The 26,183-nt window shown below is 70.3% G+C and carries 24 protein-coding genes and 1 pseudogene; 10 read left to right on the top strand and 15 right to left on the bottom strand.

Going from position 1 to position 26,183, the window contains the following annotated elements; translation table 11 throughout:
- The first annotated feature begins 297 nt into the window (after positions 1 to 297).
- The 3 genes from GAS53_RS36145 to GAS53_RS36135 all read left to right on the top strand — a co-directional run bounded on the left by GAS53_RS36145 (position 298) and on the right by GAS53_RS36135 (position 3,413).
- Positions 298 to 1,518, top strand: a complete 1,221-nt coding sequence (locus GAS53_RS36145) for a metallophosphoesterase (protein WP_151481991.1) — start codon at positions 298 to 300, stop codon at positions 1,516 to 1,518.
- Between the two features lie 267 nt (positions 1,519 to 1,785).
- On the top strand, positions 1,786 to 2,601 hold the full coding sequence (locus GAS53_RS36140; RefSeq protein WP_151481990.1) for an SAM-dependent methyltransferase: 816 nt from the start codon (positions 1,786 to 1,788) through the stop codon (positions 2,599 to 2,601).
- A 146-nt stretch (positions 2,602 to 2,747) separates the two neighbouring features.
- Positions 2,748 to 3,413 (top strand): SDR family NAD(P)-dependent oxidoreductase, encoded by a 666-nt coding sequence (locus tag GAS53_RS36135; RefSeq protein WP_151481989.1) that lies wholly within the window; start codon positions 2,748 to 2,750, stop codon positions 3,411 to 3,413.
- Positions 3,414 to 3,488: 75 nt separating this feature from the next.
- On the opposite strand, the gene GAS53_RS36130 is transcribed toward GAS53_RS36135, so the two are convergent.
- From GAS53_RS36130 to GAS53_RS36090, 9 genes and pseudogenes are all read right to left on the bottom strand, one after another.
- The gene (locus GAS53_RS36130; protein WP_151481988.1) at positions 3,489 to 4,415 is read right to left on the bottom strand and encodes a sugar phosphate isomerase/epimerase family protein; all 927 of its coding nucleotides are present in this window, start codon (positions 4,413 to 4,415) and stop codon (positions 3,489 to 3,491) included.
- A complete protein-coding gene (locus GAS53_RS36125; protein WP_151481987.1) occupies positions 4,412 to 5,023 on the bottom strand; it encodes a tRNA-specific adenosine deaminase in 612 nt (203 codons plus the stop codon). Before GAS53_RS36125 ends, GAS53_RS36130 begins: the two co-directional genes overlap by 4 nt.
- Positions 5,024 to 5,037: 14 nt before the next feature.
- Positions 5,038 to 6,564: a GMC oxidoreductase gene (locus GAS53_RS36120; protein WP_151481986.1), complete on the bottom strand. Its 1,527-nt coding sequence runs from the start codon at positions 6,562 to 6,564 to the stop codon at positions 5,038 to 5,040.
- 53 nt (positions 6,565 to 6,617) lie between these two features.
- Complete coding sequence (locus GAS53_RS36115) at positions 6,618 to 7,748, bottom strand: ROK family protein (protein WP_192583437.1); 1,131 nt, start codon at positions 7,746 to 7,748, stop codon at positions 6,618 to 6,620.
- Between the two features lie 8 nt (positions 7,749 to 7,756).
- The gene (locus GAS53_RS36110; protein WP_225859298.1) at positions 7,757 to 9,163 is read right to left on the bottom strand and encodes a carboxylesterase family protein; all 1,407 of its coding nucleotides are present in this window, start codon (positions 9,161 to 9,163) and stop codon (positions 7,757 to 7,759) included.
- A 5-nt stretch (positions 9,164 to 9,168) separates the two neighbouring features.
- On the bottom strand, positions 9,169 to 10,050 hold the full coding sequence (locus tag GAS53_RS36105; protein WP_151481984.1) for a carbohydrate ABC transporter permease: 882 nt from the start codon (positions 10,048 to 10,050) through the stop codon (positions 9,169 to 9,171).
- On the bottom strand, positions 10,047 to 10,949 hold the full coding sequence (locus GAS53_RS36100) for a carbohydrate ABC transporter permease (RefSeq protein WP_151481983.1): 903 nt from the start codon (positions 10,947 to 10,949) through the stop codon (positions 10,047 to 10,049). Before GAS53_RS36100 ends, GAS53_RS36105 begins: the two co-directional genes overlap by 4 nt.
- Positions 10,950 to 10,956: 7 nt before the next feature.
- Positions 10,957 to 12,258: an extracellular solute-binding protein gene (locus GAS53_RS36095; protein WP_151481982.1), complete on the bottom strand. Its 1,302-nt coding sequence runs from the start codon at positions 12,256 to 12,258 to the stop codon at positions 10,957 to 10,959.
- A gap of 414 nt (positions 12,259 to 12,672) precedes the next feature.
- A pseudogene (locus GAS53_RS36090) lies at positions 12,673 to 13,722 on the bottom strand (alpha-L-rhamnosidase-related protein); the annotation flags it as partial.
- Between the two features lie 48 nt (positions 13,723 to 13,770).
- Between GAS53_RS36090 and GAS53_RS36085 the strand changes: the two are divergent.
- The gene (locus tag GAS53_RS36085; protein ID WP_318723313.1) at positions 13,771 to 14,457 is read left to right on the top strand and encodes a LacI family DNA-binding transcriptional regulator; all 687 of its coding nucleotides are present in this window, start codon (positions 13,771 to 13,773) and stop codon (positions 14,455 to 14,457) included.
- Between the two features lie 100 nt (positions 14,458 to 14,557).
- Here GAS53_RS36085 and GAS53_RS36080 read toward each other — a convergent pair whose 3' ends face one another.
- Entirely contained in the window at positions 14,558 to 15,271 is a 714-nt protein-coding gene (locus GAS53_RS36080; protein WP_225859297.1) for a pectate lyase, read from the bottom strand.
- A gap of 131 nt (positions 15,272 to 15,402) precedes the next feature.
- Positions 15,403 to 16,383: a pectate lyase family protein gene (locus GAS53_RS36075; protein WP_151481980.1), complete on the bottom strand. Its 981-nt coding sequence runs from the start codon at positions 16,381 to 16,383 to the stop codon at positions 15,403 to 15,405.
- Between the two features lie 592 nt (positions 16,384 to 16,975).
- On the opposite strand from GAS53_RS36075, the gene GAS53_RS36065 reads away from it, so the two are divergent.
- Positions 16,976 to 17,590: a hypothetical protein gene (locus GAS53_RS36065; protein WP_151481979.1), complete on the top strand. Its 615-nt coding sequence runs from the start codon at positions 16,976 to 16,978 to the stop codon at positions 17,588 to 17,590.
- A 120-nt stretch (positions 17,591 to 17,710) separates the two neighbouring features.
- Positions 17,711 to 18,667 carry a TIGR01777 family oxidoreductase gene (locus GAS53_RS36060; protein ID WP_151481978.1) on the top strand — a complete coding sequence of 319 codons (957 nt, stop codon included), beginning with the start codon at positions 17,711 to 17,713 and terminating at the stop codon, positions 18,665 to 18,667.
- Positions 18,668 to 18,710: 43 nt separating this feature from the next.
- Here the strand turns inward: GAS53_RS36060 and GAS53_RS36055 are convergent, their stop codons facing one another.
- The 3 genes from GAS53_RS36055 to GAS53_RS36045 are packed head-to-tail and all read right to left on the bottom strand — an operon-like array spanning position 18,711 to position 21,237.
- Positions 18,711 to 19,001, bottom strand: a complete 291-nt coding sequence (locus tag GAS53_RS36055; RefSeq protein ID WP_151481977.1) for a hypothetical protein — start codon at positions 18,999 to 19,001, stop codon at positions 18,711 to 18,713.
- The gene (locus tag GAS53_RS36050; RefSeq protein WP_151481976.1) at positions 18,998 to 19,678 is read right to left on the bottom strand and encodes a SigE family RNA polymerase sigma factor; all 681 of its coding nucleotides are present in this window, start codon (positions 19,676 to 19,678) and stop codon (positions 18,998 to 19,000) included. Before GAS53_RS36050 ends, GAS53_RS36055 begins: the two co-directional genes overlap by 4 nt.
- A complete protein-coding gene (locus GAS53_RS36045) occupies positions 19,675 to 21,237 on the bottom strand; it encodes a sodium:solute symporter family protein (protein WP_151481975.1) in 1,563 nt (520 codons plus the stop codon). Before GAS53_RS36045 ends, GAS53_RS36050 begins: the two co-directional genes overlap by 4 nt.
- Before the next feature lie 168 nt (positions 21,238 to 21,405).
- Here GAS53_RS36045 and GAS53_RS36040 point away from each other — a divergent pair, with 168 nt between their 5' ends.
- The 4 genes from GAS53_RS36040 to GAS53_RS36025 all read left to right on the top strand — a co-directional run bounded on the left by GAS53_RS36040 (position 21,406) and on the right by GAS53_RS36025 (position 25,200).
- A complete protein-coding gene (locus tag GAS53_RS36040; RefSeq protein WP_151481974.1) occupies positions 21,406 to 21,627 on the top strand; it encodes a DUF3311 domain-containing protein in 222 nt (73 codons plus the stop codon).
- Positions 21,628 to 21,705: 78 nt separating this feature from the next.
- Entirely contained in the window at positions 21,706 to 23,874 is a 2,169-nt protein-coding gene (locus GAS53_RS36035; RefSeq protein WP_151481973.1) for a carbon starvation CstA family protein, read from the top strand.
- Positions 23,871 to 24,059 (top strand): YbdD/YjiX family protein, encoded by a 189-nt coding sequence (locus tag GAS53_RS36030; protein WP_151481972.1) that lies wholly within the window; start codon positions 23,871 to 23,873, stop codon positions 24,057 to 24,059. The genes GAS53_RS36035 and GAS53_RS36030 overlap by 4 nt, the downstream gene beginning before the upstream one ends.
- A 268-nt stretch (positions 24,060 to 24,327) precedes the next feature.
- Entirely contained in the window at positions 24,328 to 25,200 is an 873-nt protein-coding gene (locus GAS53_RS36025) for a universal stress protein (RefSeq protein ID WP_151481971.1), read from the top strand.
- A gap of 230 nt (positions 25,201 to 25,430) precedes the next feature.
- Here the strand turns inward: GAS53_RS36025 and GAS53_RS36020 are convergent, their stop codons facing one another.
- A complete protein-coding gene (locus GAS53_RS36020) occupies positions 25,431 to 26,180 on the bottom strand; it encodes a DUF429 domain-containing protein (protein ID WP_151481970.1) in 750 nt (249 codons plus the stop codon).
- Positions 26,181 to 26,183 lie beyond the last annotated feature (3 nt).

Raw genomic sequence — 26,183 nt, 5'->3', positions numbered from 1 at the left:
GCGGGCTCGGCGGAAGGCCGAGCCCGCCCGGGTCACGCGACAACGTCAGCTCTCATACGGCGACGGAGCGCGAGGTCGGGCAACGCTCACCAGCCGGAGGGCCATCCCATAACGCGGTGCCGCCGGTGGCGCTTGCCCTGATCGCGGCTCATGCCAAGGGAGTGTCTGCGGCGGAGTCTTGCCATCCCGCAGAGAAGCCATCGCCCCGAGGGGCCGCGCCCATGAACGCCGGTCCGGTCGGCCCTAGGGCGACCGGATACAGTGCGCGAGACGGCAGCCCGGCCAGAGAGGGCAAGCGTGACCGACACCAGCAACACCCGACCCGCCGACAGCGAAGCGCAAGCTCCGCGGCAGAGCCGACTGCTCCGCCTGATGCGTTACCTCCCCCTGATCGCCCCCGTCCTGCTGTGGACCGTGCCCTGCTGGGTGCTCCTGCACGCCGGCCAGCACTGGCCGCTGCCCGTGGCGATAGGCGGCACAGCCCTGTTCGTCCTCGGTCTGATCGCTATGCCGCTCGCGATGGGGCGCGGCCACGGCCGACGGCAGCAGGACCGGGCGGCGATCGTCGGAGACACCCTCCTGGGCACCAGCTGGGTGCTGTTCACCTGGTCCGTCCTGCTCGGTGTCCTGCTGCGCCTCGCCCTGACCGTGGCCGGCGTAGGCGACGGTCAGGACCGGGCCCGAATCGTCACTTGGGCCGTCCTCGGCATAACCGCCGTACTACTCGCCTGGGGGTACGCCGAAGCCCGCCGCGTGCCACGCGTGCGCCAGCTCGACGTGCAACTCCCGCGGCTGGGTGCCGGGTTGGACGGCACCCGCGTCGTCCTCATCACCGACACCCACTACGGCCCGCTCGATCGCGCCCGCTGGTCGGCGCGGGTATGCGAGACGGTGAACACGCTGGAAGCCGACCTGGTCTGCCACACCGGCGACATCGCGGACGGCACGGCCGAACGCCGCCGCGCCCAGGCCGCCCCACTCGCTACCGTGCGGGCCACCCGGGCCCGGGTCTACGTCACCGGCAACCACGAGTACTACAGCGAGGCCCAGGGCTGGGTCGACCTGATGGACGAACTGGGCTGGGAGCCGCTGCGCAACCGCCATCTGCTGCTCGAACGCGGAGGCGACACCCTCGTGGTCGCCGGCGTGGATGACGTCACCGCCGAGTCCTCCGGCCTGGCAGGCCACCGCGCCCACCTCGCCGGAGCCTTGAACGGCGCCGACCCCGACCTACCCGTCCTGCTCCTGGCACACCAGCCCAAGTTCGTCGACCGGGCGGCAGCCGACGGCATCGACCTCCAACTCTCCGGCCACACCCACGGCGGCCAGATATGGCCCTTCCACCACCTGGTCCGCATCGACCAGCCCGCCCTCGCCGGCCTCAGCCACCACGGCACACGCACCCTCCTCTACACCAGCCGCGGCACCGGCTTCTGGGGCCCGCCGTTCCGCGTCTTCGCCCCCAGCGAGATCACCCTGCTCGTGCTCCGCTCCCCGCACCTGCCCACCTCGCCGTAGCACTGGGCGGGCCAACACATCCGCTTGGAGCAGTCCACGCGCCGAGGGGTGCGGCATCGACAGATGACCAGGCCCGTCTCGCTGAGGACAAGATCAACGGCTTGCGCAGCCGCCGCGGAAGCGCGGGCACGCTGCCGTGGCGGCTACGCCCTGCGTATCGTCGGCCTGGCCAGCCGGAAATCCTGAACCAGTGGGTAGGCGCCGGGTGTTCGGCCATAGGTTGTGCCGTGAATGATCCACGCCTCGGTTGAAGGACGGACACGACTTATGACCGACCCTGTGACGACGCCCGAACCAGCGAAGCATCAGAAGATCGACACGTCGGTTCCGCACTCCGCCCGCATCTGGAACTACTGGCTCGGCGGCAAGGACAACTATCCCGTCGACGAGGAGGCCGGTGACGCATACACCGCAGTCTTCCCCGGCATTGTCACCATCGCCCGCTGCAGCCGTGCCTTCCTGCGCCGCACCATCACGTATCTCGTCTCCGAGGCGGGCATCCGGCAATTCCTGGACATCGGCACCGGCCTTCCGACCGCTCAGAACACCCACGAGGTCGCTCAGGGGCTCGCCCCCGAGACACGGATCGTCTACGTCGACAACGATCCGATGATCCTCGCCCACGCCCGCGCCCTGCTCTCCTCCACCCACGAGGGCGCGACCGCTTACATCGACGCCAACGTGACGGACCCGGACCGCATCCTCGCGACCGCCGCCGAGACACTGGACTTCGGCCGCCCCACCGCGCTCATCCTCAGCAACATCCTGGGCCACGTCGCCGACTACGATCAGGCCCGCTCCATCGTCACCCGGCTGATGAACGCCCTGCCCTCGGGCAGTTACCTCTCCATCAACGACGGGTCACGCGGCATCGACCCGATCTTCGAGCAGGCCCAGGACGGCTACAACAACAGCGGCGCCGTCCCGTACATCCTGCGCACCGTCGACGAGATCACCACGTTCTTCGACGGCTTGGAACTCCTCGAACCCGGCGTCGTCTCGGTAACGCATTGGCGCCCGGAGCCCGGTTCGCCCACCCCGGAGCTCATCGCCGAGCACGGCGGACTCGCCCGGAAAGCGTAACCAGCAAAGACGAGGGAGGAACCACGGTTGGCGGCTTCACCTGGCGGTGGCACTCATTCTCCGTACACGACTCATGACTTGTAAAAAACACTCATGAACACTCAACCGCCAACAGCTGGTTACCCCGAGGCCACCGAAGGAAGATCATGACCACCATCGCCATCATCGGAGCGGGACCCGGGCTCGGCGCCGCCGTCGCCCGGCAGTTCGGCCGCCAGGGCTTCGACGTCGCGCTCGTCTCCCGCAACCAGGACCGGGTGGACGCCCTGGCCTCCGACCTGACCCGCGAGGGCATCGTGGCGCGCGGATTCGCGGCCGACGTCCGCGACCCGAATGCCCTCGCGGCAGCTCTCGCCTCGGCGACCGCGCGCCTCGGCCCGATCGAGGTCCTGCAGTACAGCCCGGTCCCGCACCGGGACTTCATGCGACCGGTCCTGGAAACCACCCCCACCGACCTCTTCGGCCCGATCGAGTTCTCCGTCTACGGCCCCGTCGCCGCGGTCCGGCAGGTGCTGCCCGGCATGCGCGGACTCGGCCGCGGCACCATCCTCCTCGTCAACGGCGGCACGGCCGTCGTCCCCCACCCCGAACGCGCCGGTACGTCGATCGCGTTCGCCGCCGAGAGCGCCTACGGCCAACTGCTGCACGACACGCTCGGCGGTGAGGGCATCCACGTGGCGCAGCTGATTGTCCCCGGCGCGATCGTTCCCGGACATCCGAGGAAGGACCCGGCGGCGCTCGCACGGACGCTGTGGGGCATCCACCAGGACCGGCACGGGTTCCGGCACTTCGCCGACGACCTCGACTCCTGACCGGACGTCTTACGACTCCTGACCGGGCGTCTTACGACTGGGTCGACCTCGACTCGACACCGGCGACGAAGTCGATCACGCCTGGGCCTTCTTCGCGACAGCCGTCCCGGCCCGGAGCGCGGCGACGGGATCTGCCGCCTCATCGAGCTCGATGAGGACGATGCCGGCGCCGGGAGTCCGGGACATCGCGTCGGACCATCCCCGCCAGTCCACGATGCCCGTGCCCAGTTCGGTCATGTAGGGCTGCTGTTGAGCGAAGACCGTTTCATCGATGGTGAGTTCGACATCGATCGGCTTGACCGCGTCCTTCCAGTGCGCGAGTGCGATGCGCGGGGCGTGGCGGCGCGCCACGGCGACGGGGTCTCCGCCGCCGAGGGCGATGTGGCAGGAGTCGGGACACAGCCACACGTAGCGAGGGTCGGTCAGGGCCATGAACAGATCGATGTCCCGCTCGTACCAGAGGGTGCTGTTGGACTCGGTGTGGAAGGCGAGCCTCACCCCGTGTCGGGCGACGGCCTCGCCGACCACGTGGGCGATGTCGGCCATGCGGGTCATGTACGCGGCGTCGACGAAGAAGGGCGGCCGGGTCCCGTAGGTCGTCCGCATGGGCAGGCCGGCGACGAGGAGTTCCGCCCCGACGTCGGCGAGGAAGGCCGCGCGGCGTTCGGCGTCGGCGACGATGGCGGGCAGGTTTTCGCCGTGCCGCCAGTCGGGGGCGTCGCTGCCCGCGATGAAGGCGCTCACGACGGACAGGCCCCGGGCCGCGAGCTCGCGGCGGAACGCGGGGGCGCTCCCGAAAGCGCGCAGGGCGCAGTCGATGTCGCCGGGGGCGAAGGTCAGCTCGATGCCGGTGACACCGGTGTCGGCCAGTGCGTCCATGACCCGCCCCCAGAACCGCTCGGGGTGCGCCCAGGCCCAGTCCCGCACGGCGTCCGCGGATTCGAGTCCCCAGAAGTCCGGGTGGTAGAAGGTGATGATGTCGGTTGCGAACCGGGGCGTCATTCGGCACCTCCGCGGGCGTTGTACACGACGATGCCGTCGGCCGAGTCGACAGCCTTGCGGTAGTGGCGGAACACCGCGAGGGCCTCGTCCCGGAGCACGTCCCCCACGACCTCGATGCCGCGTGCCTCGAACTGCCCGGCCCAGTCCGCGCCGAGCGGGCCCTCGTCGAACGTGGTGAGCTCCTCCAGTTCCGGGCCCTCGCCGGCCACCACGAGTCCACGCACGCCGGACCACATGGTGGCGCCGTAACACTGGATGCACGGGCGCCAGTTCACGACGAGTTCGTGCGCGGGCAGCCCGTCGCCGCCGAGGTCCCAGCCGCCGGTCGCCGTCTGGGCGAGGCCGAGCGCGACGACCTCGGCGTGGGCGCTGGAGACGCCGGAGGCGAGGACGACGTTCACGCCGACCGAGACGATCCGGCCGGTGTCCCGCTCGGCGACGAGGGCCGCGAACGGGCCGCCGTTGCCCTCGCGCCAGTTGCGGTCGGCGAGGCGGTGCACGAGGCGCATGCGGTCGTCGCGGCCGGGGATGACTCCGGGCACGTCGGCCAGTTCGTCGTCGATCCACGCCGGCAGTGCCACGTGGTATTCCTTCGCGATGTCGATCATGGTCGGGCTTCCTCTCAGTGCGCGGCGAGCGCGGCGTTGCGGGCGGCTACGGCACGGGCGGCCCGGATGGCGGTCACCGCGCCGGTCAGGGTGACGTTGGCGGCCATCGCGGTGGGGATCACGCCATTGCCGGCGAGGTACAGGTTGTCGTAGCCCCACACCCTGCCGTCCGGGTCGCACACGCTGGTGCCGTCGTCTGCAGCGCCGGCCCGGACGGTGCCGGTCTGGTGCAGCGACGAGCCGGGCGGCAGCAGCGCCCGTTCGGTCGCGGGATCGAACCGGCCGAACTCCTCGGCCATCGACCGGACTTCGTCGAGTGCTCGCCCGATCAGCGCGCGGTCGGCGTCGGAGTAGCCGAACTCGACGGTGATCCGCGGCATCCCGGCGAGGTCTGTCTCGGTCTCGGCGAACACGAGCCGGTTCTCGGGGCGAGACTCGACGGGGGCGTACAGCGACAGGCCCACGGAGTGGGCGAGGGGGCGGCCGCCTTCGTCGACGTACGTACGGTTCATGATCTGGCCGTGGAACGGCTGCGCCGCTCCGTTCTGCGGCAACCACAGCGAGTCCGTGCTGAACTCGCCGGGACGCGGCAGGGGCAGGGCGTCGAGGTCGATGCCGAACCGGTCGAGGTCGAGCAGGACCCGGGCGGTGATGAACGCGTGCTCATTGAGGTGGCGGCCCAGCGCGTGGGGCCGGATGCCCGAGGCGAACAGCAGTTGCGGGGTGCGCAGTGCGTCGGCGCACACCACCACGGTGTCCGCGAGAAGTTCCGACTCGGAGCCGTCGGCGATGCGGTGCAGCCGAGCGCCGGCGACGCGGCCGTCCGAGACGAGGAGGGCCGTCGCGAGTGTGCCGGTCACCAGGGTGAAGGCCGGGTCCCCGCCGGTCGCGAGCGTGGGGAAGATCGTCCCGGGAGCCGTGCGTGGCATGGGGCCCGGTGCCGTCGCGGTGACGGCCATGGGCATCGCCTGCGGCCGCCGTTCGGCCGGTCCGACTCCGTCGAACCGTCGGCGCAGTACGTCGAGTACGGTCCGGCCGACCTCGGTCGGGCCGATCGCCGCGGGCGTGACGGCGAGCACCCGGCGCGCGGTGTCGAGGTCCGCCGCCCAGCCGGCCGGGTCGTCGAAGTCGAACACCTCGTCCCCGGCGGGCCAGGGTGTCGCGGCGGTCCAGTGGACGCCCATCCCGCCCGCGTTCCACGCGAGCGCCGTCGCGGGCATCGCCTCGGCGTCCTCGCCGAAGGCCAGGGCGTGGAACATGCCGGGCGTCAGGTCGGTGAGGCTGTCCGCGACCTCGCGCACTACCTCGGCGCCGGTGTACATGCCCTGGATGCCGGTGGCGACCTGTTCGTTGTAGCGCGCCCAGAGGTCCGGGTCGTCGAGGTCGTGCAGGTGCAGACCGGGAGCCTCGCCGATCGCGCTGCCGCCGTCCACCATGGTGATGCGCAGTGCCGGATCGTCGGCGCGCAGTTGTCGGGCAACGACGGATCCCATGATGCCGCTGCCCACGATGAGGACGTCGGTGCGAGGGGTGTCGGTCAAGGTGAGACTCCATGTGTTGTGCCACGGGTGCGGGAGAAGGTGTGGGGGTGCGGTCACACGCGCGGGACGAGCGGGCCGAACAGTTCGGTGTCCATGCGGTCGAGGGCCAGCTTCACGGCGCCGACGAGGGCCGCGTCGCGGCCCAGGCCGGTGGCGCGCAGCTCTATCGCGGGGGTGCGGGCGTCGCGCATCGCCTCCCGTACCCGGGGCAGCAGCACGTCGGCGGCGTCCTCCAGGCCGCCGCCGAGCACGATGAGCGAGGGAGCGACCGTCCACGACAGGATGGTGAGGATCGATGCGATGTTCTCCACGAACTCGTCGACCTGCGCGAGCGCGGTCGCCTCGCCTGCCCGAGCGGCCTCGCAGCGGGCGAGGGCGACTGCCCGTTGGGCCGGTTCCGGTGAGGTCAGCCAGGCCACCGGGTGGTTCTCGACCGAGCCGGTCGGTATCGACCGTGCCTCGACGATCTCGCCCGCGGCGCCGTCGAGACCGCGGTGCACGGCGCCCCGTATGAGGATGCCGAGACCGGTGCGGTTGCCGAGGATCGCCCACACGACGTTGTCGTGGTCGGCGGCCACACCCCGCCAACGCTCCGCGAGCGCACCGAGGTTGGTGTCGTTGTCCGCGAACCAGGGCATCGGGAGGCGCCGTTCGAGTTCGTCGGGCAGGTGCACGCCTTCCCAGCGTGTGGTGTGCACCAGGCGTCGTACGACTCCCTCGTCGTCGATCGCGCCGCCGCCCGCGACCGCACCGGCGCGCAGGCGGTCCGCCGACCCGCCCGCGTCGTCGAGCGCCTCGAGGACCAGTGCCGTCGCGTCGTCGAGCGTGATCTGCGGGTCCTGGTAGGCGCGCAGTGACCCGTGCGCCCGGCCGAGGATGCGGCCGCGTACGTCGGCGACGACCGCGGAAGCGTCCGAGGTGGTGATGGTCAGGGCCGCCAACAGGGCGTGTTCGGCGCGCAGTTCGTACCGCCGGGCGGGGCGCCCCGCGGAGCCGCTGATCGGTACCCGGTCCAGCTCCGCCACCCAGCCGGCCTCGACGAGCGAGTCCAGGATGAGCTCGATGGTGCGGCGCGAGAGGCGGGCCTGTTCGGCGAGCGCGGTGAGCGTCGTCGGTTCGGCCGACACCGCCAGTGCGCGCAGGATGACCGAGGTGTTGACGCGTCGGACGGCGCTCTGGTTCATCCCCGGCATCAACACGCCCCTGCCGCCTCGGACACCGGTCGTACGACGGGGTCGAACACGCCCGTGGTGTCGGCCGCGAGCGGCGCACCGGTGCGGCCGTACTCGCGTGCCGGATCGCCGAGCGTCCCGGTCGCCCTCGCCCAGGCCGGTTCCTCGCCGTGGAGGAACGCGACCAGATCGGCGTGCATCGAAGTTGCCAGTTCCTGGGGCGGGTCGGTGCCGAGGGCCTCGGCGACTCTCGGTGCGTCGAGTACGTCGAAGAAGTACGGGATGTCGACACAGTGCGCGGCGCCGCCCAGCGCGGGCGAGGGCCATTCGAAGGAGTACAGCCAGGTGCCGGCGCGGGCGCCGCGACGGACTTTCGCGGTGCGCGGGCAGGCGGCGCGGAACAGGGTGTCGGTGAGGCGGGTGCCTGCGGCGCGGGCGGCTCCTTCCGTGGTGCCGCTGTCGAACTCGTCCCCCGTCGCGCCGAGCAGCAGAGGTACGTCGTGCCCGTGCATGGCCAGTCCCTCGGCGACCGGCAGCGGCAGGATGTCGTCGCCGACGAACGGGCCGAGCACGAGGGCGTTGTCGCCGCTCTCGTCCCGCAGGTCGAGGACAGCACGCTGGACGTCCTCCACGGTCCGTCCGGCGAATCCGGCTCGTGTCGCCGGAACGCCGAGCCTCTCCCCCAGCCGCCCGAGGAATTCGCGTACCGCGCGTGGTTCGAAGAAGCCGCCTGACAGACTGACCGCCCGCTGGAAGCGGCCCTCGCCGGCGGGCGACGAGAGCAGCGCGAGCACCGCCGCTCCCCCGGCCGACTGCCCGGCGACGGTGACCCGGCCCGGATCACCGCCGAAGGCGGCGATGTTCTCCCGCACCCAGTCGAGGGCGAGCAGCAGGTCCCGCAGCCCGAGGTTGGTGGGGACGTCGTCCAGTACGGCGAATCCGTCGACGCCGAGCCGGTAGCCGACGGTGACACAGACGACGCCGTCGCGGGCGAAGGCACGGCCGTCGTACCAGGGGCTGGCCGGGCTGCCCGCCAGGAAGCCGCCGCCGTGGATCCACACGATGACCGGGAAGGGCCCGCGGTCGTCGTCCGCGGCCGGGGCGACGACGCCGAGGTTCAGCACGTCGTCCCCGGGCACCGACGGCTCGGGGACGGTGGTCGTGGCGAACAGCGGCACGCGCTGGGCGGTCGGGCCGTGCCGGGACGCGTCGTACGGCTCCGGGAACCGACCGCGTGGGACGGGCGCGGCGAACCGCCGTGCGCCGGTGGGTGGTTGGGCGTAGGGGATGCCGAGGAAGCGGCGTACCTGACGGCTGCGGCGACCGGTGATCGTGCCGGCGGGAGCGTGCACGGTGACCGTCCCCCAGCCTTCGGCCGGGGGGACCCCCATCTCGCTTCGCTCGCCCGGCGCATCAAGGGAGTTCATCACGCTCACCGCATTCCCGTTCCTGAGATGCCCTGCACGAAGTAGCGCTGCAGGAACAGGAAGAGCAGCAGCACCGGCAGCATCACGACGATCGCGCCGGCGAGCAGCAGGCCGTAGTCCCTGACGTTGGCGGCCGCCTGGCTGGTGGCGGCGAGGCCCACCGGCAGGGTGTAGGTGGACATGCTCTGGGCGACGATGAGCGGCCAGATGAAGTTGTTCCACGAGGCTAGGAACGACATGATCGTGATCGTCGCGACGGCGGGGCCGGCCAGCGGGAGGAAGATCCGGAAGAAGATCCGGAACTCGCCCGCGCCGTCGATCCGGGCCGCTTCGAGGAGTTCGTCGGGGATCGACATCGCGTACTGCCGCATGATGAAGACGGACAGCGGCATGGCCACGCCGGGCAGGGCGATCCCGGTGAGGGTGTCCGCAAGGCCGAGGTCGACGGTGATCACGAACTGCGTGACGAACACCGCGGTGAACGGCACCATCATCGCCGCCATGACCGCGCCGAACGCGAGCTTCTTGCCCGCGAAGTCGAGCTTCGCGAGCGCGTATCCGGCGGCCGACGCCGCGACGATGTTGCCGGCCACGACGATGGCCGCGACCACGACGCTGTTGACCATGAACTGACCGAAACCCTCGGTACGGAACAGCCGCAGGAAGTTGTCGAAGGTGACGTGGTGCGGGAGCCAGGCGCCTGGGTCGGAGCGGATCTCGTCGAGGCTGCGCAGCGAGCCGCTGACCACCCAGAAGAAGGGCAGCGTCGTGAGTAGCGCGCACAGCACCAGTGCGGCGTACAGCAGCGGCCGGGCGACGGACCGGCGGGGCGGGGCGAGGCGGTCGGTGGTGGTTGCGGTGTTCCGCAACGCGGTGAGAGCGGTCATGCGCGGGGCCTCAGCAGTCGGAACTGGACAAGACTCACCAGGGCCACCAGGACGAGCATCACGAAGGACGCGGCCGAGGACATCCCGAACTCGCCGGCCCCGAACTGGTGGTAGGTGTACAGCGCCACGGACTCGGTGGAGCCCAGCGGGCCGCCGTCGGTGAGCAGGTAGGGCTCGTCGAAGACCTGGAGGTAGAAGACGGTCAGCAGCACCGACACCATCAGCGTGGTGGGCAGCAGCAGCGGCAGGGTGATGTGCCTCAACTGCCGCCACTTTCCTGCCCCGTCGAGGGAGGCGGCCTCGTACACGTCGTCCGGGATGGCCTGCAGACCCGCGAGGAACAGCACCATCGCGGTGCCGAAGTTGCGCCAGACGCCGAGCAGGATGACCACGGGCATGGCGAGGTTCGGGTCGTCCAGCCAGTTCGGTCCGGCGAGGCCGACGGCGCCGAGCGCTCTGTTGACGGTGCCGTCGGCGTAGAAGGCGTACTGCCAGATCAGGGCGACCGCCACGACGTTGGTGACGACCGGCGCGAAGAAGAGCGTACGGAAGGTGCCGCGCAGGCGGCGGATGCCGGAGTTCAGCGCTACGGCCAGGGCGAAGCCGATCACCATGGTCAGCGGCACGCCGATGGCCACGAACAGGGCGGTGTTCAGGATGTCGCGCAGGAAGCTCTCGTCCTGGAACAGCCGGACGAAGTTGTCCAGGCCGGTGAAGTCGACCGCGAACGGATGCCTGAGGTCCGTTCCCCGCAGGTCGGTGAGGCTGAAGCCGAGCGCGGCGACGGTGGGGATTGCCGTGTAGAGCAGGAACACCAGGGCGAACGGTGTAAGGAACAGCCAGGCGACGGCGGTACGACGGGTGCGCCGCCGGGGGCCCACGACAGAGGTGGTGGTCATGGACGGCTCACTTCGCAACCGTGCCGAGGCTCTCGGCGTACGACTGGATGTTCGCGGCGGCCTTCTCCGCGGTCGACGTGCCCTTGGCGACGGCCTCCATCTCCTTGCCGATCCGCGTCGCGACCTGCTGCCAGGTCGTGACCTGCGGGAACGCCCGGGTGTTCTTCAGCTGCGTGAGGAAGGCGTCGAGCAGCGGCTGGCCCTTGATGGCGGGGTCGTCCCAGGCGGAGATGACGGCCGGCAGCGAGCTGTACGCCTCGTACTGCGCGACCTGGGTGCTCGGCTCCGCCATGTACCGGACGAGCTTCCACGAGGCGTCCGCGTTGCCGCTGCCCGCGAGGACGCCCCAGCTGCCGCCGGCGGAGAAGGAGACACTGCCCGAGGGCCCGGCCGGCAGCGGTGCGGTGGCGACATGGGACGCCGTCCAGCCTTTCTTCTTCGCGGCGGTGTCGAGCTGGCCGACGACCCACGGACCGGTGATCATCGTGGCGGTCTTGCCGCTGACGAAGTACGGCTGCGCGTCGAGGAACGTGGGCGTGGCGGTGTCGGCGACGCCCGAGGTGAAGAACGACGCGTTGTACTTCAGCGCGTCGACCATCGCCGGGGTGTCGAGTGTCCATTTACCGCCCGAGGAGAGCAGTGAGCCGCCGGCCTGCCAGGCGTACATCGCGACGTCCTGGCCGTTGAAGATGTCCCAGCCGTTGTCGGCCGCGAGACCGCGCTTGGCACCGGCACCCTGGAGCGCCTTGAAGAACGGCACCATGTCGTCCCACGTGGCCGGCGCCTCGACACCTGCCTTCTTGGCGAGGTCGGCTCGGTAGACAAGGGCGTAGGTGTAGGCGTACCAGGGCACCGTGTAGGCCACGTCCTCGACCACACCCGCGTCCCACAGGCTCTTGAAGAAGGTGTCCGGGTTCACAAGGCCGTCCGGCACGGCCTGGAGGATCGACGGATCGAGGAACTGCGCCTGCGACTCGGGGAAGAACTGTGCGACATCGGGCCCCTTGCCCGCCGCGATCGCCGACTGCAGCTTGGTGTAGTACTCGGCGTTCGGGATCAGCGTGACCTTCACGGTGACGTCGGGATTGGCGGTCTTGAAGGGCTTGATGACCTTCTCGAGCACGTCGGCGTCGCCCTGGGCGGCCCAGACCTTGACGGTGCCGGTGGCCGGCGAGTCGCCGATGGGCTTGGCGGAGGCCTTCGCGGCGGCGGTGTCATCCTCGCGGCCACAGCCCGTCAGGCCGAGAGTGCCGAGAACAGCCAGTCCGGCGGTCAGCTTCAGTGCACCGCGTCGGGAGAGATTGGGCACCTTGGGCTCCTGTCTCATGGAGGCGCTGAGGACAGTGGGGGATCTCAGGGGGATTTCTGGGGGAAGTAGCTTTTTCGGTCCGCCCGGCCCATGGACTCCATGGGACCTGTGCGACCGACAGCGAAGCTATGAGGGATGCATTTCGGCCACGTGCCGGAGCCATCACGAATAATTTCGGAACTTGTAGCGAAATCGATTTGTGCGGAATGTGTCGGTCACTCGCCGACGGTGATCTACTGCCTTGCCCGGGCGGCTCGAGTTGCGGTCCGCCTGACACCCGATGCGGCCGCCCCGTCGGCTGGTTCGAGGACCGGCGCGTCGCCGGTCCCCGTGTTCAGCCGACGGTGCACCTGATGCAAGGACAGGTGTGATGGGCAGGATGCCGTAGGCCGGGGCGGGCACCGTGCCTGCCGATCAGCGGAGTTCGGCGGTCATGCGGTACCGGCCGGACGTCAACCGGCACAGGTACACACCATCGGCGTATTCGAGGAAACGCACACCCTCCGCTTCTGCCAGTGGGGTTCGTCCTTCGTGGACGGAATCGGCGGAGGCGGCCGGAAGTCGCAGTGTCGCCTCGCTATTGGCGGGCACCACTGCGTCGTACACCAGGGTTCTGCCGCCGTCTTCGACCGTCCACTCACTTCTGATCTCGCCGTACGGCGACTCGTACAAGGCTGCCACCTCTGTGATCCTGCCGGTGGGATCGATGTGGGGTTGCAGGACGAAGCGCTTGAAACCGGGGCTGTCCGGGTCGCGGGCGATGCCGGCCATGTACGCGTACATCCACTCCATGATCGCGCCGTAGGCGTAGTGGTTGAAGGAGTTCATGCTGACCGGGCCGAAGCCGTCGTCCTGGGAGTAGGAGTTCCAGCGTTCCCAGACGGTGGTGGCGCCGTTCTTCACCGAGTACAGCCAGGACGGCAGCTCGTCCTGGTGCAGCAGCTTGTACGCCAGGTCCGCGCGGCCCTCGTCGGTGAGGACGGGGGCGAGGACGTTGACGCCGAGGAAGCCGACGGAGAGCGTGTTCTCGGCGTACCTGACCCGGCTGCTGTTCGGGTGCGCGGCCTTGTAGGCCGCGCCGTTGCCGATGTTGTCCGCCAACAGCCCGACGAGTGCGCGGCGTTGGGCCTGCGTCTCGTAGAGCCCGAGCTTGAGGACCCACAGCAGTGCCGACTGGCTGTCGTCCTCCGTCTTCTGGTTGGGGTCGGCGCCCGGTTCGATCGGGGAGGCCTCGCCCAGGCTGGACTTGACCGTGACGCGGCCGTCGTCGGTGCTCAGGTACTTGGTGATAAATGCCTGCTTGATGCGTCCGAAGAGCCGCTCGTACGCCTGCCCGTCCGCCGTTTTGCCGATCGCGCGGGCCATCTGCGCCATCAGCCGGGTGCTGTAGCCGTAGTAGATGTCACTCATCATCTGGGCGCTGGTCTTCTGCGGCGCCAGCCAGTCACCGGTGAGCGAGCCCTGGGCCCCGGCTGCAACGGTGAGAAGGCGGAGGCCCGGGTCACCGAGGCGATGGTCGACCGCGGCATGGACGGCCTGGTCCTGGTGGCGCCCGTGTCCTCGCGCACCCATCTCGAACGCGTGGCCTCCACCGTTCCGACCGTGGTGGTGGGCCGGCACGGATCCTCTTCGGTGTACGACACGGTGGTGGACGACGACGTCGAGGGAGCCGCCCTGGTCGTCGGCCATCTCGCCGGTCTGGGACAGCGGCGCATCGCCCACATCGAGCACCTCGAAACCGACCCGACGCGCCTCGCGGAGATGCCCAACGCCCGGCGTGCCGACGGATACAGACGGGCCATGCGGATGCACGGCCTCGCGGAGTGGATCGACGTCGTCTCCACCAGCTACACCCAGGAGGGCGGTTACCGGGGCGCCAAGGAACTGCTGGACCGGCCCCGGCGTCCCTCAGCCGTCTTCGCCGGAGCGGACGTCGTCGCCATGGGTGTGCTGGAGGCGGTCACCGAAGCCGGGCTCTCCGTTCCCGGCGACATCTCGGTGGCCGGCTACGACAACACCACCTTCGCCGCGCTCGGTCCGATCTCCCTGACCAGCGTCGACCAGGCAGGCCACGAGATCGGCAGGAACGCCGCCCGCCTCCTCCTGGAACGGATCGCCGACCGGCACAAGACGTCGGTCCAGGTCAGCCTGTCCCCCACGCTGGTGCCGCGCCGGACCACCGCTCGACCGCCGGAATAGGCCGCGTACGCCGAACGGCGGCCGAGCGGACCCCCGAGGGGGAAGGGGTCCGTTCGGCCGCCGAGGCGTCGGCTCATCGGCGCCGGCTACCGATGTCGGCTCACCTGTAGGTGACGTCCGAGCTGGAGTACAGGCAGTTGGTGCTGTCGGGGCCCGTACCGACCGCGGTGTTGTTGTTGTACTTCTGGCAAGGAATGACCTTGCGGCCGGCGTCGTTGCGGATCGTGATGCCGCGCAGCGTCGCCACGTCATTGCGGTTGACGTTGATGCCGACGAGCCGCGCAGTGGAACCCGTCCCGGTCACGTCGATGGTGTTGAGGTTCACCTTCCGCGTGTACTGCGTGGAGCAGTCCCCGCACGAGCGGTAGAGCGTCTTGAACTCCTGCACCGCGAAGTTCGAGATGTTCAGCGTGCCGCCGCCGTTGTGCTGGAAGACCTTGTCCGCGGCCTTCTTCGCACCTCCGCCGACCACGTGGTACGTGGCGCCCGTGCCGCCGCGGAAGGTGGCGGCGTCCTCGCCGACATCCTCCCACCAGACGTTCTGCAGCGTGCAGCTGCCCTGGCAGTGAATGCCGTCGGCGCCCGGGGCGCCGATGATGACGTTCTTCAGCACCGCGCCGTCGGTGAGCCTGAGGATCGGGTCCTGGCCCTCCTCCTGGCCGTCACCGGCCAGGTCGCCGGTGCCGTAGAAGCGCTTCATCCCGTAGTCCTTGGTGCCGGACACCTGGATGGTGGAGGAAACCCCTTCGCTGCTGGTGGGGGTCGGCCAGGTGGCGGCGTTGGCCGTGGACAGCGTGGTACCTGTCGTGATCATGCCAACCGTAAGGCCGAGGGCACCGAGCCCTCCTACCACCGTGTGCCGCGCGGTCCGGCGACGATGCCGCCGTTGCGGCTCTGCCTGTCCTTGTTCGGTCATGTCCCGTTTCCTTCTTCTACTGGTGGGGGTCAGAGCTTTCCGGCGCCCGCTCCGGACGTCACCGAGGCGACGACCGACGAGGCGGGCTCGGCGGAGTAGCTGTAGGGCGGGCTGGTGAACGTGCCCGTGCGGGAGATCTCGGTGGCGGCTCCACCGAGGTCGTTGCCGCGCAGGTTGGCGTAGCCGTCCACGTCGCTGCTGCGGTTCGTCGTGACCGCGACCTTCGTCGTGCGGAAGACGTTGTTCTCGACGAGCATCTGGGCGCCCATCCGGGAGTGCACCGCGGTGTCGGCTCCCTGGACGTAGTTGTCGTAGAAGTGCCCGGTGCCGAACCGCAGGCTCGGGATGCGCGAGTACACGTTGCTGAAGTGGTTGTGGTGGTACGTGACCTTCAAGTGGCCGGTGTCCTCACTCGCGTTGTTGTCGCTGTGACCGACGAGCGAGCCCTTGAAGTGGTCCTTGAAGGTGTTCCAGGACACCGTCACGTTGTCGGAGCCGTGGTTGATGTCGAGCAGACCGTCGTAGTAGTCCTTGTCGTGTTCGCGGTCCGCCGAGAAGGAGTTGTGGTCGATCCACACCTTCGTCGACTCCTGGACGGTGATCCCGTCCGACGGCTTGAGCGGCTTGCTGATGTTCAGGTTGCGGACGACGACGTTGGTCGCCTCCTTGATACGCAGCCCGCCGCCGGTGAATCCGGAGGACGAACCGACGCCCAGGACCGTGGTGTTGGACCCGAGGTCGACCTGCCCGGTGAGCGAGATCAGACCGCTGACCCTGACGACCTTGGCTGTGTTGCCGGTGACGGCCGTCTTGAACGCGGCGAGCGTCGAGACGGTGACGGGGCTCGCGCTGCCGCCGCCCGTGGTGCCGGCGCCGAAACCGATGGGGGAGGTTTCGGCGGCACCCGCGGACTGCGGCAGGGCGACGGCGGTGGTGATCGCGAGAGCGGCTGCCGCGACCGTGCAGAGCACCAGTCTCCTGGGGGGTGTACGTGGGGGGCGAGTACGCATGCGGGTGCGTCCCTTCGAGAGCGTTCCATCTTTCAGATACGTGAACGACGTTCGTCATTTGGATCGCCTTGCGAGCGCAGCGCCACCAACTGCGGCTTCCGACGGCGGCCTGGAGAGTGCACGTCCCCAGGCCATACCACCTTCGGCATCTGACATCTCATATACGAGATGTCAGCGACGGGTCACGCTGCTGAACGGGAAACGTAGGGGGCAAGCGCTTTCTAGTCAACGCTTCGCGCAGAACGCTTCCGGCCAACTCCCGTCTCGCGCAAGGACGAGCACCTCAGAGGCACCCACCGGCATCACGTTCGTCGGGCTACGAGAACCCGCCCGGCGTCACCACCGCCGAGCAGCGGATCCAGAACTGGCTGGCCGGCGACCGCGCCGACTGGTACCACCACGTCAACCTCACCGCGCACGAGAGCGGCGGCCACTTCATCCCCTGGGAGATCCCCGACGCCTGGGTCGACGACCTGCGCCGCACTTTCCGCGACCGCCGCTGACACCGCGGGTCGCGAGGTGCCCAACGTCTACGTCTTACGAAACTCTTACGCGGCCGAATCCGCCGACGTCACGCGCCTACGCTCGCAACGTGTCAACCATCCGAAATATCGCCCTCGTCACCGCCGCTCCCCTTGTACTGGCCGCGGCGGGCCTCGCGCACCCACATGGGCTGTCCAGGTCATCGGCCGCGGACTGGGCTCAGTTGCACATAGCCCTGTTGCCGGTGTTCCCGCTGCTCACGGTCGGCCTCCTCGTGCCTCTGTGGCACCGGCCCCGACTCGACCTGGCCGGCTTCGCCACCGTCGTGGCATGGGTGGGCGCCTTCGCCTACGCGGCCTTCTATACGGGGCTCGACGCGGTCGCCGGCATCGCGGCCGGAACCGCGGTCGAGCACGCCGCCGGGACAGCGAGCCTGGGACCGATCAAGCGCCCGCTCTACGACACGGGTGAGGCGCTCGGACAGGCCGGCGCCTACGCCCTCGTCGGCGCCGTGGTGGCCACCGCGGTCGCGCTGTTCCCCAGGCACGGCGCCCGGGTCCTACCCGGCACGGCGGTGCTCCTCGTGGCCGGCTGGTCCTTCGTCGACAGCCACATCTTCTGGCCACGCGGCGTATGGACGATGCTCGGTTTCGCGCTGGGCTTCGCCCTGCTCCTCTGGGGAGCCGGGAGGAGCGCCCCCGTCGCCGAGGCCCGCCGGCCATGACGAGTAGACAGGCCGACGCGACCGAGCCACCCCCGCACAGCGGCCCACCTGAGCTCTCTCGCGCTTTTGAACGCGTTCAACTTTGAGTTAGGCTCATCCCCACACGCGAGGGGGAGCCCGATGAAGATAGTGATACCCGGCGGGACCGGACAGGTCGGTACGATCCTGACCCGTGCACTGACCGCCGCGGGCCACGACATCGTGGTCCTGACCAGACGGCCGGTGCGCGACCGTGAAATCCGCTGGGACGGCGAGACCCTGGGCTCCTGGGCTGAGGAGATCGACGGCAGCGACATCGTGATCAACCTGGCCGGACGCAGCGTCAGCTGCCGCTACACCCCAGCCAACCTGCAGGCCATGATGGACTCGCGTGTGCACTCCACCGAGGTCGTGGGCCAGGCGATCACAGCCGCCGCGCGGCCTCCCCGGCTCTGGCTGCAGATGAGCACCGCCACCGTCTACGCCCACCGCTTCGACGCACCCAACGACGAGGCCACCGGCGTGCTCGGCGGCACCGAACCCGGCGTCCCGGGCTACTGGGCCTACAGCGTCGAGATCGCCAAAGCCTGGGAGCGGGCGCAGGAGCGAGCCGAAACCCCCCGCACCCGCAAGGTCGCCATGCGCTCCGCCATGGTGATGAGCCCCGATCGCGGCGGCGTCTTCGACGTCCTGCTGCGGCTGGCGCGGCTCGGCCTCGGCGGGCCGGTCGCGGGCGGCGCGCAGTATGTGTCCTGGATCCACGACCGCGACTTCGTGCGCGCCGTCGAATTCCTGGCCGACCGGGACGACCTCGTCGGTCCGGTGAACCTCGCCGCTCCCGCTCCGCTGACACAACGCGCCTTCATGCGCGCGCTACGCGCCGCGTGGGGCGTTCCCGTGGGGCTGCCCGCGACGAAGTGGATGGCAGAGATCGGAGCCTTCGCCCTGCGCTCGGACACCGAACTCCTGTTGAAGAGCCGCCGAGTCGTCCCCGGCCGCCTGCTCGAAGCAGGCTTCGCCTTCGACCACGACCGGTGGCCAGGGGCCGCCGAAGACCTTGTGCGGCGCAGGCGCGGCGGGCCCGAATACACCAGGTGAGCCACGGCCCTTGGTCTCGTAGTCGGGCGTGATCCCGTGACCGTCAGGTCGGGCTGCTGACCACCCCGCCGGTAGCGACCGGATTCCCGATGCCCGAGAAGATGACCCCGGGTTCGGAGGGAGCCTGGTTGAGGACCCACAGACCGATCAGTGTGGCGAGCGTGAAGACGACCGCGATCAGGACGGCGAGGACGAGCCGTCGACGCCGCTCTCGGCGCACCCAGTCGCCGCGCGCCGTGCGGTACGCGTCGGGCGCGGCCCGTACCCCGTCGGCCAGCGCCTCCAGGGCTTCGCGCAGCTCTTGTTCCGTCCGGTCCGGAGAGGTGTCGTTCATCGCCGGGCCTCCATCGCCTGGGTCAGGGCGGCGATGCCGCGTGCGGTGTGTGTCTTGACCGATCCGCAGGAGATTCCCATCGCGGCGGCTATCTCGCTCTCCTTCAGGCCGAGCCAGTGGCGCAGGACGAGTGCTTCGCGTTGCCGTGCGGGCAGTTGCTGAAGCGCGTCGATCAGTACGCGCTGGTCGTCGTGGAGCAGGGCGGTGCTCTCGGCGGAGGCCACGACGTCGCTCGGCGGCTTCTCGACGTGCTTGCGCGCGACCTGCAGGTGCCGTATCCGCATCCGGGTCAGATTGCACACCGTGGAGCGCAGATACGCCTCCGCCGCCTCGGCGTCCCGCAGCCGGCGCCACTTTCGGTAGATCTGGTAGTAGGCCTCGGCCACGACGTTCTCCGGGTCGTCGGCTCCGAGCAGCACGGCCAGGCGCAGCATCGAGGAGTAGTGCACCTCGAAGAGCCGGGCCAGGGCGGCCTCGCGTTCCAGGTCGGCCGGATCGCCGACCGTAGGAGTGAGGGACGCGCCTTCGGGCGCTCCGGCGGGTCCGGACTCGCCTTCGAGGCCGATGTGTTCCACGACCGCGGGCTGGGCCTTTGCCGGCTGCGGGACGCGTGGCTCGGGGACGGCGGCCGGAGCAGCCTGCGCCACCGTCATGCGGGTGTGCTGTCTGCGTCTCACGGGTTGGGAGCTCCCGTCTCGGGGTGGCGCCTGACGGTCAGGCGGGGCGGTAGGTCGGTGGCGTCGGCGCCGCGCGGCACGCCGAGCCGTTCGAGGGCCGCGGTGCCGATCAGGGCGACGGCCAGATTGAGCACCAGGGCCGCGAGTCCGGCGTAGATCTCCAGCGGCCGACTGCCGGAACCGAGGTCCACGATGGACGAGAACCCCTCGCGCACCACCAGGAACGTGCCGGCCGCCATGCCCACGGCCCACCCGGCCAGCAGCGCCCGCGGGTGCAGCCGACTCGTGAACAGCCCGACGGCCACCGCGGGGAAGATCTGCAGAATCCATACGCCGCCGAGGAGTTGGAGGTTGATCGCGTCCTGGTCCCGCAACCCGAACACGAATGCGACCGCACCCACCTTCGCGGTGAGCGAGACCGCCTTGGCGATGCGCACCTGCCGTTTGGGCGTGGCGGTCGGCTGGACGTACTCGACGTACACATTGCGTACGAAGCAGGTGGCGGCCGCGATCGACATCACGGCGGCCGGGACGAGCGCGCCCACGGTGATCGCGCCGAACACCAGCCCGGCCAGCGGTCCGGGCATCAGCCGGTCGACCAGCATCGGCACGGCCGCCTCGGCACCTCCCTCCGGAGCCCGTACCCCCGCCGCGAGGGCCGCGATACCGAGGAAGCCGAAGAGTGCGAGCAGGCCGGTCCAGGCGGGCAGCGCCACGGCGACCTTGCGCAGGGTGCGCGGGCTGTCGGCGGCGAACCCGGCGGTGAGCACGTGCGGATACATCAGCAGGGCCAGCGCGGAGCCCAGGGCGAGCGTGGCGTAGGCGGGCTGCTGCTCGGGAGAGAGGAGCAGCGCGGAGTGCGCCGCGTCCGAGCCGCCGAGCCGACGTGCCGCCTGGTCGAAGAGCGGGCCGGGGCCGCCGAGCCGTTCGAGGACCAGCCAGCAGACCGCGGTGAGCGAGACGAAGACGGCCACCGCCTTGAACGCGGAGATCACCGTGGGGGCGCGCAGCCCGTGCCGGTACGTCGCGACCGCGAGGCCCGCGAAGAGCGCCACCATCACCAGGTCGCCGGCCGCGCCCCGGGGATAGACGCCCCCGGCGGTGAGTACCGCGCGGATGCCCAGCAGTTGAAGCGCCAGATACGGCATCGTCGCGAGGATTCCGGTGAGCGCGACGACCAGGGCCAGGGGCGGCGAACCGTACCGTCCGCGTACGAAGTCGCCGGCCGTCACGTAGCCGTGGCGGCGGGCCACCGCCCACAGGCGCGTCAGCAGGACGAAGGCGAGCGGACAGACGATCACGGTGTACGGGACCGCGAAGAAGGCGGGCGCACCGTTCCCGTACGCCAGTCCGGGCACGGCCGTGAAGGTGTACGCGGTGAAGATCGTGCCGCCCAGCAGCATCCAGGTCCACACCGGGCCCAGGCTCCGGTCGGCCAGCGCCCAGCCCTCCAGGGACGGCAGCCGGTCGGTGGGGCGCAGGCGGCGCGCGGTGACGGCGAGCAGCGACGCTCCGCCTGTCACGGCGAGAAACGTCGCCGTCATGGCGCCATCCGCCATGGGTCACCGTCCTTGGTGTGCCTGTGCCTTCACCGGTTAGTTGCGCAGACGGCTCGTTCGGATGACGGAGAACCGGCGGGAAATCTTCTGGAAATTCGCTGTCAACCACTTCCGGCGGGTGGGCAACTCTTGCACAGACCGACAGCGAGCGGGAGAGGAGCACAGGTCATGGCACCCACGGGTCAGCACCGGCTACGGCGCGTCGCGATCGCCGTGCTGCTCCTCGCGCCCGCCGCGGGACTGCTGTGGGTCCCCTGGTACGCCGGTGAGAGGCCACGGCTCGCCGGGACGCCGTTCTTCTACTGGTACCAGCTCGCCTGGGTGCCGGGCTGCGGTCTCTGCCTGCTGGCCGCGTATGCGCTGAGCAGGCACGACCGCCACGACCCCTAGTTCGTACGCATTCCGCCCGCACCGCCGATTCGTACGCATCCGTACCACCACACATCACCGTCGAGGTGAGGAGCCGCCATGCCCACGTCCGTCATGCCCGAATCCGGTCTTCCGGCGCCAGAGGGGCCGCCGTCCGCACGTTCCCGGATGACACCGCAGTCGTTGCTGCTGTGGACCTCCGTGGCCCTGCTCGGCGCGATCGGCTGGGGTGTGCTCGCGCTGGCCCGGGGCGAGGAGATCTCCGCGGTCTGGCTGGTGCTGGCGGCCCTCGGCTCGTACGCCATCGCCTACCGCTTCTACTCCCGGTTCATCGCACGGCGCGTGCTGAAGCCCGACGACCGGCGGGCCACCCCCGCCGAACGCCTGGAGGACGGCGTCGACTTCCAGCCGACCGACCGGCGGGTGCTGCTCGGCCATCACTTCGCGGCGATCGCCGGCGCCGGGCCGCTGGTGGGGCCGGTGCTCGCGGCCCAGATGGGGTATCTGCCCGGCACGCTGTGGATCGTCGCCGGAGTGATCTTCGCCGGGGCGGTGCAGGACATGGTCGTGCTGTTCCTGTCGATGCGGCGGGACGGCAAGTCGCTCGGGCAGATGGCCCGTGACGAGATCGGCCGGGCGGGCGGGGCCGCCGCCCTGATCGCCGTCTTCGCCATCATGATCATCCTGCTCGGTGTGCTGGCCCTGGTCGTGGTCAATGCGCTCGCCCACTCCCCGTGGGGCACCTTCTCGGTCGCCATGACCATTCCCATCGCCCTGTTCATGGGCTTCTGGCTGCACCGCATCCGGCCGGGCAGGGTCGTCGAGACCAGCCTGATCGGTGTGGCACTGCTGCTCCTCGCCATCGTCGGCGGCAGCTGGATCCAGGAGTCCTCGCTGGCCGACACGTTCACGCTCAGCCCGACGACGCTCGTCTTCTGTCTGATCGGATACGGATTCGTCGCGTCCGTGCTGCCGGTGTGGATGCTGCTCGCGCCGCGCGACTACCTGTCCACCTTCATGAAGATCGGCACCATCGCACTGCTCGCGGTCGGCGTCGTCGTGGCCGCGCCCGTGCTGCGCGCCGAATCAGTCAGCGACTTCGCCTCCTCGGGCGCCGGCCCGGTCTTCGCCGGGGCCCTCTTCCCCTTCCTCTTCATCACCATCGCGTGCGGAGCGCTGTCGGGCTTCCACGCGCTGGTCGCCTCGGGTACCACCCCGAAGCTGATCCAGAAGGAGTCCCAGGTCCGCATGATCGGCTACGGCGCCATGCTGATGGAGTCGTTCGTCGCGATCATGGCGCTGATCGCCGCTGCCACCCTCGAACCCGGCCTCTACTACGCGATGAACGCGCCCGCCGGGCTGCTCGGTACGACGGCCGAGTCGGCCTCGCAGGCGGTGGCGGGCCTCGGTTTCACCATCACTCCCGACCAGCTGACGCAGGCGGCCAAGGCCGTGGAGGAGCAGACCCTGATCGCCCGCTCGGGCGGGGCGCCGACCCTCGCCGTCGGTATGTCGGAGATCTTCTCCGGGGTCTTCGGCGGCAGTGCGATGAAGGCCTTCTGGTACCACTTCGCGATCATGTTCGAGGCGCTGTTCATCCTGACGACGGTCGACGCGGGCACCCGGGTGGGACGCTTCATGCTCCAGGACATGCTCGGCAACGTCTGGAAGCCGATCGGCCGGGTCAACTGGAAGCCGGGCATCTGGCTGTGCAGCGGACTCGTCGTCGCCGCCTGGGGCTACTTCCTCTACACCGGCGCCACCGACCCGCTGGGCGGAATCAACCAGCTCTTCCCCCTCTTCGGCATCGCCAACCAGCTGCTCGCCGCCATCGCCCTCACCGTCTGCACCACGGTCCTCGTCAAGTCCGGTCGGCTGCGCTGGGCCTGGGTCACCGGGATCCCGCTGGCCTGGGTGGTCGCGGTCACCTTCACCGCCGGCTGGCAGAAGATCTTCTCCGACGACCCCCGTGTCGGCTTCTTCGCCCAGCGCGCGCGGTATGCCGACGGCATCGACGCCGGTCAGGTCCTGCCGCCCGCCAAGACCCTCGACGACATGCACACCGTGGTCACCAACTCCACGGTCGACGGCGTCCTCATCGCCCTGTTCATGCTCCTGGTCACCGTGGTGATCGCCAACGCGGCCGTGGTGTGCGTGCGCGCCATTCGGTCCCCCGTCCCGCTACCGACGACCGAGACGCCGTACGTCGAGTCCCAGATCGACGCACCGGAGCAGTCCGCCGAACCGCTGGCGGGAGCCCGGGCATGAGTGCCCGGCGATGGGCGCGGGCCGTGCGCTGGTACCTGCGTGAGCTGACGGGAGAGGCGGAGTACGACCGCTTCTGCGAGCGCCACCGGCGTCACCACCCCCTCGCGCCGGTACCGACACCGCGCGAGTACGAGACTCTGCGAGCCCGGCACCGAGAGGAACACCCGCAGAGCCGTTGCTGCTGACCGGGCGGGGCGGGCCCGGGGTGGGCCGACCGGCCCTGGCCGTTCGCCTGGCATTCCCGCCGTCCCATGAGGTACTCGTCTCCGTCGCCCACCGGGCGCCGACCGGTATCGAACGCGGTGCGAACCGGTCGGGCCACTGCCGATGGGGCCGGGCGGTCCGGATCGGGACTGTCGGCCCCTGGACTCGCGGGCACCCCGCCGTGAGCCTCAGGATGAAGGCTGGGGCACTCGTCCGCGGCCCGCCGTACCGAACACGGAGGTCTCCCCCATGATTCGCCCCATCACCGTCGGTCTGGACGGTTCCCCCGAGAGCCTGGCCGCCGCCGACTGGGCCGCGCGCGAGGCGCTGCGCCGCGCCCTGCCGCTGCGTCTGGTGCAGGCCTGGGTCTGGCAGCCGCGCGATGTGCCCGTCGCCGAGGACCTGAGCACCCAGAAGGAATGGGCCCTGCGCGTACTGCGGGATGCCGAGCAGGAGCTGCGCGGGCGGTATCCGGAGCTGGCCGTCGGTACGGAGCTGATCTCCGACACGACGACCGAGGTGCTGTTGGGCCAGGCCGAGCAGGCCGACATGCTGGTGCTGGGGTCCAGCGGACATGGCGCCGTCGCCGGCTTCCTGCTCGGCTCCGTCGGCCAGCAGGTCCTCGCCCGGGCCACGAGCCCGGTGGTCATGGTGCGGGCGAACCCGCACTCGGCCACCGAGCAGGACAGCGGCGAGGTGGTCGTCGGGCTCCAGGACCTCGGCGAACTGCCCCGGCCGCTCCTGGAGTTCGCCTTCGGCGCGGCCGCCGCCCGCGGTGTCTCACTGCGCGCCGTGCACGCGCCGAACCTGCCGCCGCTGTTCGGATACGGTCCCGCGGTCGGGCAGCAGGCCAGTCGGGAGGGCGGTATCACAGGGCAGGCGGAGAAGGCGCTGTCGGACGCGCTGAGGCCATGGCGCGACACGTACCCGCAGGTCGCGGTCGCGCACACGGTCGATCTCGCCCACGCGTCCGGAGTCGTGCTGGAGGCCGGCTCACACGCCGGACTGGTGGTGGTCGGCCGCAGGGTGCACCGGCCCGCGCTCGGAATGCGCATCGGCCCGGTGACCCACGCCGTGCTGCACCACGCGGCCGCCCCGGTCGCGGTAGTCCCGCACGACTGAGGGCCGGCTTCGCGCAGCTGAGGTCCGGTTTCGCACGGCTTGAGGGCCGGTTTCGCACGGCTTGAGGGCCGAGCGGCCCGACCGCCGAGGACGTCCAGTACCTCCCGCCGCGTCGGGGGCTGTTCGACACTGCTGGTCCCAGGCGTGCACGAGACGCAGGGGCACCTACCTCGCGGAGCAAACGCTTCGCGGGCGGCCCAGTCGGCCGCGGCGAAGCTCTCGGGTGACGTTCAGCCGCCCGAGGGCGGGTCGGTGGATACCGCGAGGTGTTGCAACGTGTCGCGGCCCGGGAAGTGGATCCAGCCCTCGGTGCGGGCGAGTTCGGCCTCGTCGGCCGTCGGCCACGTGGTGAGCCGCGCCTTGATCGCCCTGGCGACGAGGGCGGCTATCAGGGCGTCGTAGGCGTCACGGCTGGCGGCGAGCAGCCGCCGTGCCTCCTCCGGGATGTGCAGCCAGGGGGCAGCGGCCTGAATCTCGTCCACGGAGCCGAGCACCAGGCCCCATTGGTGGCGGGCGGCAGCCGGATACACCTCGGCCACCGGGCCGGCTCCGGTGCGGTCGACAGGGTGGCCGAGGTGCTCCAGGAGGGCCTGCAGGCGTGCCCAGCGAGCCGCGACGGACCCCAGTTTGTCGAAGGAGACCGACAGCGGAAGTCGCGGCGCGTGGGGTGCGACGACCAGGTCGGTATGCCGATAGCGCATGGCCTGCAGATCATCGGCGCCCTCGGCGTCGCGGCCCGGCCACGTGGGCCGGGGTGCGGCATGAGAGGACATGGCCGCGACGAAAGCGGCGGGCCAGCCGAAGGGGCAGTCCACTCCGGCCTGGTCCTCCGCCCCCAGGCCGGAGAGCAGCTTCAGCAACTGCTCGTCGGTGCAGCCCAGTAGCGGGGTGTGGACCATGGCCCGGCCCGCCGACCAGTCGATGACGACGGCGGCGGTGCGGGGAGGGCTGGCGGAGAGATCGACGCCAAGGGTGCGCATGCC

This window comes from Streptomyces albicerus (assembly GCF_008905045.1).
Classification (GTDB): Bacteria; Actinomycetota; Actinomycetes; order Streptomycetales; family Streptomycetaceae; genus Streptomyces; species Streptomyces albicerus.
The sequence above is the reverse complement of the archived record's forward strand: the minus strand, read 5'-3'. Positions and strand labels throughout refer to the sequence as shown.

Excerpts from the sequence above, each read along its gene's own strand:
- GAS53_RS36085 (WP_318723313.1), top strand. The coding sequence starts at position 13,771 with ATGGTCGACCGCGGCATGGACGGCCTGGTCCTGGTGGCGCCCGTGTCC.
- GAS53_RS36035 (WP_151481973.1), top strand. The coding sequence starts at position 21,706 with ATGCCCACGTCCGTCATGCCCGAATCCGGTCTTCCGGCGCCAGAGGGG.
- GAS53_RS36055 (WP_151481977.1), bottom strand. The coding sequence starts at position 19,001 with ATGAACGACACCTCTCCGGACCGGACGGAACAAGAGCTGCGCGAAGCC.
- GAS53_RS36060 (WP_151481978.1), top strand. The coding sequence starts at position 17,711 with ATGAAGATAGTGATACCCGGCGGGACCGGACAGGTCGGTACGATCCTG.
- GAS53_RS36105 (WP_151481984.1), bottom strand. The coding sequence starts at position 10,050 with ATGACCGCTCTCACCGCGTTGCGGAACACCGCAACCACCACCGACCGC.
- GAS53_RS36075 (WP_151481980.1), bottom strand. The coding sequence starts at position 16,383 with ATGCGTACTCGCCCCCCACGTACACCCCCCAGGAGACTGGTGCTCTGC.
- GAS53_RS36040 (WP_151481974.1), top strand. The coding sequence starts at position 21,406 with ATGGCACCCACGGGTCAGCACCGGCTACGGCGCGTCGCGATCGCCGTG.
- GAS53_RS36080 (WP_225859297.1), bottom strand. The coding sequence starts at position 15,271 with ATGATCACGACAGGTACCACGCTGTCCACGGCCAACGCCGCCACCTGG.
- GAS53_RS36135 (WP_151481989.1), top strand. The coding sequence starts at position 2,748 with ATGACCACCATCGCCATCATCGGAGCGGGACCCGGGCTCGGCGCCGCC.
- GAS53_RS36025 (WP_151481971.1), top strand. The coding sequence starts at position 24,328 with ATGATTCGCCCCATCACCGTCGGTCTGGACGGTTCCCCCGAGAGCCTG.
- GAS53_RS36115 (WP_192583437.1), bottom strand. The coding sequence starts at position 7,748 with ATGAACCAGAGCGCCGTCCGACGCGTCAACACCTCGGTCATCCTGCGC.
- GAS53_RS36045 (WP_151481975.1), bottom strand. The coding sequence starts at position 21,237 with ATGGCGGATGGCGCCATGACGGCGACGTTTCTCGCCGTGACAGGCGGA.
- GAS53_RS36130 (WP_151481988.1), bottom strand. The coding sequence starts at position 4,415 with ATGACGCCCCGGTTCGCAACCGACATCATCACCTTCTACCACCCGGAC.
- GAS53_RS36140 (WP_151481990.1), top strand. The coding sequence starts at position 1,786 with ATGACCGACCCTGTGACGACGCCCGAACCAGCGAAGCATCAGAAGATC.
- GAS53_RS36100 (WP_151481983.1), bottom strand. The coding sequence starts at position 10,949 with ATGACCACCACCTCTGTCGTGGGCCCCCGGCGGCGCACCCGTCGTACC.
- GAS53_RS36020 (WP_151481970.1), bottom strand. The coding sequence starts at position 26,180 with ATGCGCACCCTTGGCGTCGATCTCTCCGCCAGCCCTCCCCGCACCGCC.
- GAS53_RS36030 (WP_151481972.1), top strand. The coding sequence starts at position 23,871 with ATGAGTGCCCGGCGATGGGCGCGGGCCGTGCGCTGGTACCTGCGTGAG.
- GAS53_RS36125 (WP_151481987.1), bottom strand. The coding sequence starts at position 5,023 with ATGATCGACATCGCGAAGGAATACCACGTGGCACTGCCGGCGTGGATC.
- GAS53_RS36110 (WP_225859298.1), bottom strand. The coding sequence starts at position 9,163 with ATGAACTCCCTTGATGCGCCGGGCGAGCGAAGCGAGATGGGGGTCCCC.